Source organism: Flagellimonas amphidinii (assembly GCF_013090115.1).
GTDB lineage: Bacteria > Bacteroidota > Bacteroidia > Flavobacteriales > Flavobacteriaceae > Flagellimonas > Flagellimonas amphidinii.
Genome location: NZ_JABFNN010000041.1, coordinates 1 through 11,435, shown reverse-complemented (window position 1 = coordinate 11,435; position 11,435 = coordinate 1). Strand labels below are relative to the sequence as shown.

Below are 11,435 nucleotides of genomic sequence, written 5' to 3'. Positions count from 1 at the left end.
TTTCATAATGAACTAAAAAGTTAGTTAAAAAATGAAACAACTTACCAAAGCAGAGGAGGAGGTCATGCAAATTTTATGGCAACTGGAAAAGTGCAACGTAGCAGCCATACTAGATGAATTGCCGGAGCCAAAACCGGCGTACAATACCGTTTCTACCATTGTAAGGATTCTAGAGGACAAAGGTTTTGTGGATCATGAAAAAGTGGGGAAAGGACATTTGTATTTCCCTTTGGTCAAAAAATCGGACTATAGTAATCAAAGTATCAACAAGTTGGTTGATGGGTATTTTCAGGGCTCCTTTAAAAGCATGGTATCCTTTTTTATGAAAAAGAACGACATCAGCTTGGCCGAACTGGAAGAAATCATGAAAAAGATTAAAGAAGAAAAATAAGTGTGATTTCGAGCGAATGTGAGAAATCCAGTGGAGATTTCTCAATCACTACGTTCATTTCGAAATGACAAACAAAATTGGGTCATGGTACAGTACATATTAGAAATACTTGCATTTCAATTAATCTTTTTGCTGACATACGACCTCTTTCTAAAGAAAGAGACTTTTTTTCAGTGGAACAGGGTCTATTTGATAATCACTTTTATATGCTCCCTGATTTTACCTTGGGTTAAGCTGGAAACTCTTAAAACCACAGTCCCTTTCGAACTTGGAAACGTATCTGTATTTCTTGTTCAGTTAGATGAAGTGGTATTGGAATCTGAGGAAGTTAAAGTCAATATTTTGGAGCAATTGCCTTGGTATTATTGGGTGATGGTTTTTGGAAGTTTGGTTGCCACTATATGGTTTGGATACAAATTGTTCCAAATTCAAAAATTGAGAGCAAATGGTCTGGTCAGTAAATTTCCCAACTTCACTAAAGTGACCGTTGAAAAAAGTGAGCTTGCCTTTTCATTTTTCCGAAATATTTTCCTTGGTAGAGATATTCAAAAAGAAAAGGAGAGCGATATCATAGCCCATGAATTGGTGCATATAAAGCAATGGCATTCGTTGGATCTGCTCTTTTTCGAATTGGCTCGTATTGCTTTTTGGTTCAACCCTTTGGTCTATGTTTACCAAAGTCGTATTTCAGAACTTCATGAATTTATCGCAGATGCCCAAGTGGCTAAAAATGATAAAAAGAAGCAATATCAACTTTTGTTGTCAGAAGCATTTGGCACACCATATATCAGTTTTGTCAATCAATTTTTTAAACAATCATTAATCAAAAAACGAATAGTCATGTTAACTAAAGAAAAATCAAAAAGAATTTATCAACTAAAGTATGCATTGTTATTACCCTTGGTATTGGGAATGTTGCTGTATACTTCTTGCGAGACCCAGAAAGAAAACAGTAAGGAAGATTTTTTTGGAAGCGTTTCAGGAGAAGAAGAGGTCAAAGTGGGGTATAAGGACAACATCAAAACGTTTTCATTTGATGTTGATGATTTGAATGAATTGACCGAGGAGGATAGGAAAAAACAGGCGGAACTTTTAAACAGTGTAGAAGAAGATAAGGAAACGGCCATAATAGAAATGACCGATAAGTTAGGGCAAACCATTAAGATTGAAGTTGAAAATGGTGTGGTACAGAGTGTTATTGTGAATAAAAATAGTAATGCAAAGTATGTATCCGATGCCACAAAAATACCATTTGCAAAAGTTGATGAATCTCCCATTTTTCCAGGTTGCGAAGATGCTTCGGACACTCGGGACTGTTTTAGGGACAAAATCCAGGAACATATCCGCAAACATTTTAATTACCCAGAGGAAGCACAGGAACAAGGGATACAGGGAAGGGTCAATTTAATTTTCATTATAAATGAGAATGGAGATATTGTTGATATTGCAACCCGGGGGCCAAGCCCTATTTTGGAAGCCGAAGCAGAGCGTATCATCAAGAGACTTCCAAAAATGCAACCCGGAAAACATGAAGGTAAATTGGTAGAGGTGCCATTTTCCATTCCAATTACGTTTAAGCTACAATAATTTTAAAAGTATAGCTAAGATAGAAGGTCTGAATTTGTTTCAGGCCTTTTGTTGTTTGTCATTCTTCGTCAAAAAAATCGTAATTTCAGCCAAATTCTTTGGGGTCATCATGCGGAAGTTTTTGTTCTTTTCCTGTTTTGCTTTGTTTGCTTCTTGCGAGCTTTTCATGTCCAAGGAAGAACAGACCCAAAAATTGGTCAATGATGAACTTTTGGCCATAGATTGGAATGATGTAGATCAATACCCACTTTTTGACAATTGTGACGAAACAGCGCCGAAACAAATCCAGCGAGAGTGTTTTGAGAACGGTATGTTACGGATTGCTGAACAAGCCTTGGATAGTTTGCAGTTTGAAGTTCAAAATGATTTGAATGATACAGTGGTCATAGAATTCAAAGTGGACGAACATGGCTTTATTACCGTAGAACAAATAAAGGACAGTCCAGAGATTCTGAATGAAATTTCGAATTTCAATATCCAAATCAAAAGTAGATTGAAAGATTTAACGGTTGCCCCAGCTTTAAAACGAGGGAACCCTGTAAGTTTGCGATTTAAGCTCCCCATTGTTATTAACACCAATTAAACCTTTGGCAAGCGAAAAAATTATTTTAGGGATTGACCCAGGGACAACAGTCATGGGTTTTGGTATCATTAAGGTGGTCAATAAACAAATGCACTTTGTGCAGATGAATGAACTCATGCTCAAAAAGTATGCAGACCCCTATACCAAGCTCAAGCTTATTTTTGAACGTACATTGGAGTTGATCGATACCTATCACCCAGATGAGATTGCCATTGAAGCTCCCTTTTATGGTAAAAATGTACAGTCGATGTTAAAATTAGGTCGGGCGCAAGGTGTGGCCATGGCAGCCGGACTTTCCCGTCAAATCCCTATTACCGAATACATGCCCAAGAAAATAAAAATGTCCATTACCGGTAATGGAAATGCAAGTAAGGAGCAAGTGGCCAAAATGTTACAGGGTATGCTTAAACTAAAGACCTTACCCAAAAACTTGGACAGTACGGATGGGCTGGCAGCTGCTGTTTGTCATTACTACAATGAAGGAAAATTGAATGTAGGCAAAAGCTATACGGGTTGGGAGGCTTTTGTAAAGCAAAATCCCAATAAGGTAAAGTAACAATGAAAAGTAAACAATGGGCAATTGCCAATGAATAGTAATCAAGAATAAAATAATACATCCCAGTCAAACCTACTATTATGGAATCAGAGAACGTATTATGGAAAAAATCCTATGATTTTGCTTTGAAAATTATCCAACTGCACAAAAGACTAAATAAAGAAAAAAAGAGAATACATTTTATCCAAACAGTAGTTGCGGTCGGGAACCTCGATTGGAGCAAATGTTTCAGAAGCTGATGGATTAATTTGAAGATGCCGATGAACTTTGCAAAATAATGTTTGCAATTCTTAAAACTACAAGAATTAATAAATGATTCATTGTACATTGATGATTGATAATTGTCGACTGGTCATTATAAATTGATAATTTTTCATTGATATGAGCGGAATCTACATCCATGTCCCCTTTTGCAAACAGGCATGCCATTATTGCGATTTTCACTTCTCTACCAAATTGAAGAAAAAGGGAGCTATGATTGTTGCGCTTCAAAAAGAAATGGAACTGCGCAAAGAGGAATTTCAAAATGAACAAATTGAAACCATTTATTTTGGAGGAGGTACCCCATCTATTTTGAATACAGAGGAAATAGAAGGCTTAATCGCATCGGTATACCAGAATTACGATGTGATTGGCAGTCCGGAAATCACCTTGGAAGCCAATCCTGATGATTTGATGTCACCTCGAGCACAGTCGAGAGGTCCATTGAAGGCCTACAAAAACGCAGGTGTAAATAGATTAAGTATAGGCATTCAATCCTTTTTTGAAGAAGATTTGAAGTTTATGAACAGGGCGCATAATGCCCAAGAGGCTGAAAATTGTATCAAAGAAGCTCAAGAACATTTTCAGAATATCACTATCGACCTTATTTATGGCATCCCTGGAATGACCAACGAAAGATGGGAGAGTAATATAGAAAAGGCCTTGGATTTTCAACTTCCTCATATTTCCAGTTATGCATTGACGGTGGAACCCAAAACCGCTTTAAAATCGTTTATAGAAAAAGGTATAGTTAAGGATGTGGATGACGAACAGGCACAAGAACAGTTTTACATATTGGTGGACAGACTACACAAAGAAGGGTTTGTAAATTATGAAATCTCCAACTTTGGAAGACCGGGCTTCTTTTCAAAAAACAATACTTCCTATTGGCAAGGAAAGAAATATATGGGTATTGGGCCTTCTGCCCATTCTTTTGATGGTGAGCATAGAAGTTGGAATGTGCGTAACAATACACAATACATTAAAGCGCTGGAAAAAAATGAACTCCCAAGTGAAGTGGAAACCTTGTCCAAAACGGATAGATATAATGAATGCGTAATGACCGGCCTCCGGACCATTTGGGGTGTTGCTTTGGAAAAAATCAAAGCGGATTTTGGCAGCAACTATTTGGAGTACTTGCACCAACAATCCAAAAAGCACATAGAATCAGATTTGCTTTTTGAGAAAGATGGAAAATTACTGGCCACCAAAAAAGGAAAGTTTTTGGTGGACGGGATTGCTTCCGACCTTTTTATGGTTAACTTGGGATGATGATTACCACGATTAAACACAACTCCCGAAACTATAAAATAGATTTGTCCAAACCTTTGGATATCTCCATTCCTTTAAAAGGTGGAGAAGAAAATATAAATGCATGGTATTTGGACAGTCCCAATATAGAACCACATCGGGAAGATGGATTTATAGGGAAGGTTTCTGAAGGAGGCTCTACCAACTTCAATGATATTTGGTTCAACCCGCACTCTCATGTGACACACACCGAATGTTTGGGTCATATTACTGAGGAGTTTCATTCCGTAAACCAAAAGTTGAGACAATTTTTCTTTTTGGCTGAAGTGATAACCGTAGCCCCTGAGCAAATGGGGGAGGATTTTGTAATTTCAGAAAAACAGGTGCAATATGCTTTGGGCAATAAGAAAAGAGAGGCTTTGGTAATCAGAACATTGCCTAATTTAGAGGATAAATGTTCCAAAAAATATTCGAATGCCAACCCACCCTATCTTTTAGAAAAGGCGGCAATATACATGGTAAAGAAGGAGATTCAACATGTTCTGGTAGACCTGCCATCGGTGGACAAAGAAAAAGATGGTGGCGCTTTGTTGGCGCATAATGCTTTTTGGGACATTAAGGGTGCGCCAAGAATACCGGCTACCATTACAGAATTCATATATGTGCCCAATGATGTGGAAGATGGCACCTATTTTTTGAATCTTCAAGTGGCTCCATTTGAAAATGATGCCAGTCCAAGCAGGCCAGTGCTCTATAAAATTGAAAATTAAAATGAAAACACTTTTGAAGCTCGAAGAGGTAATGATGTTATTGTTGGGATGCTACATCTTCATGCAATTAGATGTGCAGTGGTGGTGGTTTTTAGTGTTGATTTTGACTCCGGATATAGGCATGATGGGCTATCTTTTCGGTAATAAGGTGGGAGCGGCCCTGTACAATCTGTTTCATCACAAAGGGGTTGGGATATTGCTCTATTTGATGGGGGCGTTGCTGTTTGATTCAACCCTATTACAGATAGTGGGAATAATCATTTTCTCCCATTCAGCTTTTGACAGAGCTTTGGGTTATGGATTAAAATATGACAAAGGCTTCAAGTACACCCATCTAGGGGAAATTGGTAAAAAAGATGCATGATATTATAGAAGTGTTTTTGGGTCTTGTTCTAGGGGCAATATTGATGTATTGGCTCTTCTCGTTATTCCGAAAGAAAAAGAACAAGGAACTCACCAAACAGCAATCCACGGTTTTGTTGGACAAAATCCGTAGTGTTTGCAAATTGGTTTCTGTTGAAGGCGAGTTTGCTGAAATTTACCACTATGAAAACACCAAGGAAGGCCTGATGAGTCTCTTGCGAAGCAAGAAAAAGGCACTTATCGTAGTAAATGCAAAGGCCCAGATCGGGTATGATCTGACCAAGTTGGATTTAAAGGCAGATAATAAAAACAGGAAAATTATCTTAGGCAATTTTCCAGAACCAGAAGTGTTGTCCATTGAGCCTGATCTACAGTTTTATGATATCAAAAATGGCCTTTTCAACAGTTTTTCGCCAGATGATTTAACTAACTTGAATCAAGAGGCCAAGGAGCATATCAAACAAAAAATACCAGAAAGTGGCCTAATGGAAACCGCAAAGAAAGAAGCATTACAAGCGGTACTTTTGGTAGAGAAGATCGTGGAGACCATCGGTTGGACGCTGGACTACTCTGCACTGGAAATTTCAAATAGGGAAAAGCACTTTTTAGAAGAATAAAACCAATATGAAAACAAAGATCATAACCTTGCTATTGATGGGAATGGTTTCCATCAGTTTTGCACAAACCAAAGACAACATGAAAACCTTTGATCCAGCCTTTGCGCATACGGTCTATTTCTGGTTCAAAAATCCGGATAACCATGCGGATAAAACCAAATTTGAAGCTTCGTTAAAAAAGTTTTTGAAAAATTCGAAATACGCAAAGACCAATTTCATTGGTACTCCACCAAAGGCCATACGCGATGTGGTGGATGGATCTTTTACCTATTCCCTTATTGTTACGTTTGAATCTGCTGAAGCACAAGCTGCCTACCAAGCAGAAGAAGCACACTTGATTTTTATTGAAGAATGTAAAGATTTATGGGAAAAAGTTATTGTGTATGATTCTTACGGGTTGCCTGAATGAACGTAGAAGAATTTAGACATGTTTGCCTACTAAAAAAAGGAGTTACAGAGGAATTCCCTTTTGATGAACATACACTGGTGTTTAAGGTTATGGGCAAAATGTTTGCCTTAGTGGCCTTAAACCGTTTGCCACCACAATGCAATCTTAAATGTGACCCTGAAAAAGCCATTGAGCTTCGAGAAGAATATGATGGAGATATTATCCCAGGGTATCATATGAACAAGAAACATTGGAACACTCTTTTTCTAGATAATCTATCTCCAAATTTGATTCAAGAGTTGATGGGACATTCCTATGATTTGGTGGTTTCAGGCTTGACAAAAAAACTAAAGGAAGAGTTGGATAATTTATAAGTGAAACTATTAGGTATGAAGCATGTTTTGGTAACCGGGGGCAGTGGACAATTGGCAAGTTGTATTCAACTACTTGCAGAAAAGGGATTGGCCAAAAATCTAGTTTTCGATTTCAGATCTGCCAAAGAATTGGATATTACCAATTACCAAGCCGTAAAGGAGGAGCTGAAGTCCAAGAACTACGATTATTGCATCAATTGTGCGGCGTATACAGCTGTGGACCATGCCGAAACCCATAAAGAACTGGCCCATCAAGTCAATGTGGTTGGAACCAAGAATTTGGCCCTTGGCTGTAAAGAAAACAACACAATCTTGATTCATATTTCCACGGATTTTGTTTTTGATGGCTTTCAGGAGACCCCGTATACCGAAGAAGATATTGCCCGGCCCATTGGAGTGTATGGTGACACCAAATACAAGGGAGAGCGGGCAATCATCAATATGTTGGAAGAGCATTTTATTTTGAGAACTTCGTGGTTGTACTCAGAATATGGTCATAATTTCATGAAAACCATGATTCGCTTGGCCCATGAGCGTGAAGAACTGTCGGTGGTTTTTGACCAAATTGGAACACCTACCTACGCATTAGACCTTGCCCGTGTGCTAGTTCAAATTATTCATGCCGAAAGCAACAATTATGGATTGTACCACTATAGCAACGAAGGAGTGGCCAGTTGGTATGATTTTGCCCAAGCCATTTTTGAAGGTTCAGGTATCAATATTGACCTGAAACCCATTCGTTCTGAAGCATATCCACAACCTGCCCAACGTCCAAAATTTAGTGTGTTGGACAAATCAAAAATCAAAAATACTTTTGGGATTGCAATTCCACATTGGAAAGATAGTCTTCAGCAGGCTTTGGAGGCGTATTCTAAATTGCATCCTTAGAAGAGAAGGATAATACTTTGGTTTTAATATGCAAAAAGCCATAGTGAAGCACTTGTCCACTATGACTTTATGTTCTTTGTTGTACCCTGTTTAGTTAAGTAATAATAAAGCCTAATTTCTTAATGATTTGAAACTTTTAATTAAGAATAATTGATCTTCATTTTACTATGCACCACATTCGGAGCATATTAGCTCTATATTAGAAAATGTTCCAGTAGCAGAATTAGTTCCATCAGAAGTGTTAAAACTTCCAGAGATGACAATGATATTGGAATTTGGCGATTGCAAATCGTAAAATGAAATACTTACAGTTCCAGATATTGCCTCATATAATGTCATGCCATCAATAATGGTTAAGGTTGCAAATATATCAGTTGATTGCGTAGCGTCAATTGATATTGTATTTCCGGATTGTATAGCTTGGGTATTGTTATCGTTGTCAATTAAGTTGATAGTTACTGTTAAATCATTAGAATCATTCGTAGCAATTATTTGTACAGATTCCGTATTTCCAGCTTCATAATTACTTCCAACAACTGGACCACCAACATTTTCCAGAACTATTTCTGGCATACCTGATACATTTAATGTGAGATTTGGTTGAGATACTAATTCAGAATTATCGTCTTTAGAACAAGAACAAATTCCGATGACTAATAGAGCTAATAAAATAATTTTGGTTTTCATAAAAGGATGTTTTATATACATCGGAAACCTTAGAGAATGTCATCAAATCAGTTTCAATAATTTGATATTTACTAAGAAAGAAAACTAAAACATTTTAGGAAAGATTTAGAAACAAATGGTGTACAACGTTAAATATAAAATGAGTTTTAATGCATTTTTACATAGTGTTAGGTGTTTTTATTTTTCATTTACTAATTGATAAATCAAGACTCCATCATTTGTTAAAGCAACATCGCATCCGTTGTATTCCATTTTCAATAATGGAGTGTAAGGATTTAGATTATGATAATCAGTTAAACACCATAAAATCCAATTACATGGAATATAGGAAGATGACATTCGATACATTGGTTCTTTTAAAAAGAAGTATGCATTATGCCCTAGGTCACCAGTTGATTTTTTAACATATGTCGAAAATTCATCATCTACTTCACTTGATATTGAATCCGCATGACTTAATAAGTCTAAACGCAATTTGTCATCACCTTTTTTAATAATGATTTTTGGGTCAATTAATTCGTCAGATGGTTGAATCTTCTGTAATATTTCAATAGTCATTTTTGTCTGTTGAATTAGTTCTTCATCAGTCATTTTTTTATTCAAATCTCCTAAATCCCCCCATCTTAATTGATAGGCTCGCTGAGCTATTTCAGCACCATTGACAAATCTCTCAAAGAGTTTAAAAAAATCCTTTTTTTCTAAATCCCAAATATCAAAATGCAAATCAAAATCACAATCAGGCTCAACGTCAACATCTATAGTTTTTCCCATAATCTGTCTCCATTCATTTTGCCATATTTTATGTTGTTCTTTCATTTTTGGTCAATTACAGCTAACACCACCTGTATATGGGGAGTGGGGCACAGCCTCGGAGGTCGTCATCACTGCGTCCCGTAGGTCATATACAATGTTGTGGCAAGTTGTTTTGTTGTATTACTGCTCACGCACTAAATTATGGAATCTTCTTGGATTTGGGGCCAACGGGGAGTAGTGTCAGATGCCGTTAGAGTGGCGTATTAGCACTGGGGGTGTTTTTGCTTGCAAAAATACTAGTGCGTGACGCAGTCAATTTGCCACGAACGGTTCGTGTATGGTGTTGTGGCATTATGCACTATACGTATTGTCGTGCGTATGCTTTTCCGCTCTCTAGCCTATAATTTTGTTTTTTCATTTTTCATATCTTCAAATATCCAAACCATTCTGTCTAAAAACCACATTTTAGTTAGATACACAGTTATTGTTCCGATAATTGTCCAGTTTATTTCAAGTTTCCATAATCCAATGATTAGAATAACTCCGCCAATCGTTTGCAAAACTGTTAAAATAAGAACTGGTGTATTGTGATGTTTCGGAACTGGATTTTCCTTGCGTTCAGACCAATATTTTTCGCCTAATACTGATTTTGAGCCCCAGCTCTCAAGGCTTTTTGGTTTGCTAAATAATGTCGGATTGATGATTAACCAAATAACGAGAATTGATATTGGAATTAGACAATACCAACCTAACCAAACTCTTGACCAAATAGCTAAAACTATAAATGGCAAAGTGGCAAACCTTGTCCATATAGACCAAGGATTTGCGTGTTTTAACCAACTGTCTCCTTTTAGGTTAAAAACTTGTGCTATTTGTTTTTCTAAACTCATAAATTCTACTAGCTGTTCTTTTCAGCTTACGTACAACGGTTTAGCTATGAACAGTACGGGAGCAAACTAACGTTAGCTTTCCGCCACTCACATAGCGAAATCTTTTGGTTTTTTTTTTTTTTTTGTCTCACTAAAAAGCAAAATCCCAAAGATTTTTCGGACATCATAAAAATACACAACCCCTGCGATTAAGCACGAAGTCCGTATTGTTTATAGGTTGTGTTGTACACTGGCTTTCTATACAGTGTTATTTACTATCAAATATTTTTTGTTCGTATAGTGACTAAAAAGACATACTATTTTTTTTCCATTCTCTAAGTACGATTTCTCTTCGTATTTACCCGATATTTGATAATCGACCAATTGTTCATAATTGGTTTCCTCCAGTTTAGCTTCAAAAAGCTTTACTTGTTGTCCGTTTTTGAGCATAGCCATTATTGAATTATTCCAAACGTTTTTGTCATACGATGAACCAGAGGAAAAAGAGTCTATTAAGGTGTCTTTTTCATATTGATTGTATTCAAGAAATAGAAAATGTATGTCGTTGAATTTCAATATTTTATTACCCATTGATTTTCTAAGTTCTATTTGATTTTTGACCTTGCTTAAATGAAGGATGACCTTGTTTTTTGAAAATACATCAATGCTCTTTTCGTTAATGCTAATCCTTTTATTTAAAAAGTTCAACTTATTTGGTAAATCAATTTGAGTCGGAATGTCCTTTAGTTGTGCTTGACGGAGCTTTTTTTTCCTTTCCATTGCTTTATTGATAAGTTTTACCAAATCATAGCAGAAAAACACAAATAGTCCAATTACAATCCAGTCCATAAAGTCGAACTTTATTAGGATGTTATCAAAGGTTATTTCCTTGTAGTAAATAATAAAAATGTAAAGCCCTATTATGGGAAGAAAGCGAAATAGAATCCGATTTATAATTATTCTGTAAATGTTCATTTAGCTTGTGTACAACGGTTCGTATAACCGAAGTTACGGGATTTTGGCGTTTGTTTTCGGTTCGGTCGCAAGCCTTAGCAATTCCGAGTGGATTCGGACGTAGTCGAATCCGCCGTAATTGC

15 protein-coding genes are annotated in these 11,435 nt (G+C 36.8%); 11 read left to right on the top strand and 4 right to left on the bottom strand.

All coding sequences use genetic code 11. The features are described 5' to 3' along the window. The first annotated feature begins 31 nt into the window (after positions 1-31). From HJC33_RS15490 to rfbD, 11 genes are all read left to right on the top strand, one after another. On the top strand, positions 32-391 hold the full coding sequence (locus HJC33_RS15490) for a BlaI/MecI/CopY family transcriptional regulator (protein ID WP_171659759.1): 360 nt from the start codon (positions 32-34) through the stop codon (positions 389-391). Between the two features lie 84 nt (positions 392-475). Then, on the top strand, positions 476-1,978 hold the full coding sequence (locus tag HJC33_RS15485) for a M56 family metallopeptidase (protein WP_171659758.1): 1,503 nt from the start codon (positions 476-478) through the stop codon (positions 1,976-1,978). A 109-nt stretch (positions 1,979-2,087) separates the two neighbouring features. After that, the gene (locus tag HJC33_RS15480; protein ID WP_171659757.1) at positions 2,088-2,561 is read left to right on the top strand and encodes a hypothetical protein; all 474 of its coding nucleotides are present in this window, start codon (positions 2,088-2,090) and stop codon (positions 2,559-2,561) included. Positions 2,562-2,565: 4 nt separating this feature from the next. Next, positions 2,566-3,117, top strand: coding sequence for a crossover junction endodeoxyribonuclease RuvC (gene ruvC / locus HJC33_RS15475; protein ID WP_171659756.1), 552 nt, complete (start codon positions 2,566-2,568; stop codon positions 3,115-3,117). Between the two features lie 381 nt (positions 3,118-3,498). Beyond that, on the top strand, positions 3,499-4,650 hold the full coding sequence (hemW, locus tag HJC33_RS15470) for a radical SAM family heme chaperone HemW (RefSeq protein ID WP_171659755.1): 1,152 nt from the start codon (positions 3,499-3,501) through the stop codon (positions 4,648-4,650). Further along, positions 4,650-5,399 (top strand): cyclase family protein, encoded by a 750-nt coding sequence (locus HJC33_RS15465; RefSeq protein WP_171659754.1) that lies wholly within the window; start codon positions 4,650-4,652, stop codon positions 5,397-5,399. The genes hemW and HJC33_RS15465 overlap by 1 nt, the downstream gene beginning before the upstream one ends. A 1-nt stretch (position 5,400) precedes the next feature. Continuing rightward, positions 5,401-5,763: a DUF4260 domain-containing protein gene (locus HJC33_RS15460; RefSeq protein WP_171659753.1), complete on the top strand. Its 363-nt coding sequence runs from the start codon at positions 5,401-5,403 to the stop codon at positions 5,761-5,763. After that, positions 5,756-6,379, top strand: a complete 624-nt coding sequence (locus HJC33_RS15455) for a DUF4230 domain-containing protein (protein WP_171659752.1) — start codon at positions 5,756-5,758, stop codon at positions 6,377-6,379. Before HJC33_RS15460 ends, HJC33_RS15455 begins: the two co-directional genes overlap by 8 nt. Positions 6,380-6,386: 7 nt before the next feature. After that, entirely contained in the window at positions 6,387-6,788 is a 402-nt protein-coding gene (locus HJC33_RS15450) for a Dabb family protein (RefSeq protein WP_171659751.1), read from the top strand. Further along, positions 6,785-7,141 (top strand): MmcQ/YjbR family DNA-binding protein, encoded by a 357-nt coding sequence (locus HJC33_RS15445; RefSeq protein ID WP_171659750.1) that lies wholly within the window; start codon positions 6,785-6,787, stop codon positions 7,139-7,141. The genes HJC33_RS15450 and HJC33_RS15445 overlap by 4 nt, the downstream gene beginning before the upstream one ends. A gap of 15 nt (positions 7,142-7,156) precedes the next feature. Then, the gene (rfbD, locus tag HJC33_RS15440; RefSeq protein WP_171659749.1) at positions 7,157-8,029 is read left to right on the top strand and encodes a dTDP-4-dehydrorhamnose reductase; all 873 of its coding nucleotides are present in this window, start codon (positions 7,157-7,159) and stop codon (positions 8,027-8,029) included. A 165-nt stretch (positions 8,030-8,194) separates the two neighbouring features. On the opposite strand, the gene HJC33_RS15435 is transcribed toward rfbD, so the two are convergent. The 4 genes from HJC33_RS15435 to HJC33_RS15420 all read right to left on the bottom strand — a co-directional run bounded on the left by HJC33_RS15435 (position 8,195) and on the right by HJC33_RS15420 (position 11,187). Next, positions 8,195-8,716 carry a hypothetical protein gene (locus tag HJC33_RS15435; protein WP_171659748.1) on the bottom strand — a complete coding sequence of 174 codons (522 nt, stop codon included), beginning with the start codon at positions 8,714-8,716 and terminating at the stop codon, positions 8,195-8,197. A 177-nt stretch (positions 8,717-8,893) separates the two neighbouring features. After that, entirely contained in the window at positions 8,894-9,532 is a 639-nt protein-coding gene (locus HJC33_RS15430) for a hypothetical protein (RefSeq protein ID WP_171659747.1), read from the bottom strand. Positions 9,533-9,867: 335 nt separating this feature from the next. Further along, positions 9,868-10,359 carry a DUF6653 family protein gene (locus tag HJC33_RS15425; RefSeq protein WP_171659746.1) on the bottom strand — a complete coding sequence of 164 codons (492 nt, stop codon included), beginning with the start codon at positions 10,357-10,359 and terminating at the stop codon, positions 9,868-9,870. Between the two features lie 237 nt (positions 10,360-10,596). Beyond that, positions 10,597-11,187 carry a hypothetical protein gene (locus tag HJC33_RS15420; RefSeq protein ID WP_171659745.1) on the bottom strand — a complete coding sequence of 197 codons (591 nt, stop codon included), beginning with the start codon at positions 11,185-11,187 and terminating at the stop codon, positions 10,597-10,599. Positions 11,188-11,435: the final 248 nt, after the last annotated feature.

What these genes read in the sequence shown, in the direction of transcription:
- HJC33_RS15490 (WP_171659759.1), top strand. Translation starts at nt 32, where the DNA reads ATGAAACAACTTACCAAAGCAGAGGAGGAGGTCATGCAAATTTTATGG.
- HJC33_RS15485 (WP_171659758.1), top strand. Translation starts at nt 476, where the DNA reads ATGGTACAGTACATATTAGAAATACTTGCATTTCAATTAATCTTTTTG.
- HJC33_RS15480 (WP_171659757.1), top strand. Translation starts at nt 2,088, where the DNA reads ATGCGGAAGTTTTTGTTCTTTTCCTGTTTTGCTTTGTTTGCTTCTTGC.
- hemW (WP_171659755.1), top strand. Translation starts at nt 3,499, where the DNA reads ATGAGCGGAATCTACATCCATGTCCCCTTTTGCAAACAGGCATGCCAT.
- HJC33_RS15465 (WP_171659754.1), top strand. Translation starts at nt 4,650, where the DNA reads ATGATTACCACGATTAAACACAACTCCCGAAACTATAAAATAGATTTG.
- HJC33_RS15460 (WP_171659753.1), top strand. Translation starts at nt 5,401, where the DNA reads ATGAAAACACTTTTGAAGCTCGAAGAGGTAATGATGTTATTGTTGGGA.
- HJC33_RS15455 (WP_171659752.1), top strand. Translation starts at nt 5,756, where the DNA reads ATGCATGATATTATAGAAGTGTTTTTGGGTCTTGTTCTAGGGGCAATA.
- HJC33_RS15450 (WP_171659751.1), top strand. Translation starts at nt 6,387, where the DNA reads ATGAAAACAAAGATCATAACCTTGCTATTGATGGGAATGGTTTCCATC.
- HJC33_RS15445 (WP_171659750.1), top strand. Translation starts at nt 6,785, where the DNA reads ATGAACGTAGAAGAATTTAGACATGTTTGCCTACTAAAAAAAGGAGTT.
- rfbD (WP_171659749.1), top strand. Translation starts at nt 7,157, where the DNA reads ATGAAGCATGTTTTGGTAACCGGGGGCAGTGGACAATTGGCAAGTTGT.
- HJC33_RS15435 (WP_171659748.1), bottom strand. Translation starts at nt 8,716, where the DNA reads ATGAAAACCAAAATTATTTTATTAGCTCTATTAGTCATCGGAATTTGT.
- HJC33_RS15430 (WP_171659747.1), bottom strand. Translation starts at nt 9,532, where the DNA reads ATGAAAGAACAACATAAAATATGGCAAAATGAATGGAGACAGATTATG.
- HJC33_RS15425 (WP_171659746.1), bottom strand. Translation starts at nt 10,359, where the DNA reads ATGAGTTTAGAAAAACAAATAGCACAAGTTTTTAACCTAAAAGGAGAC.
- HJC33_RS15420 (WP_171659745.1), bottom strand. Translation starts at nt 11,187, where the DNA reads ATGGACTGGATTGTAATTGGACTATTTGTGTTTTTCTGCTATGATTTG.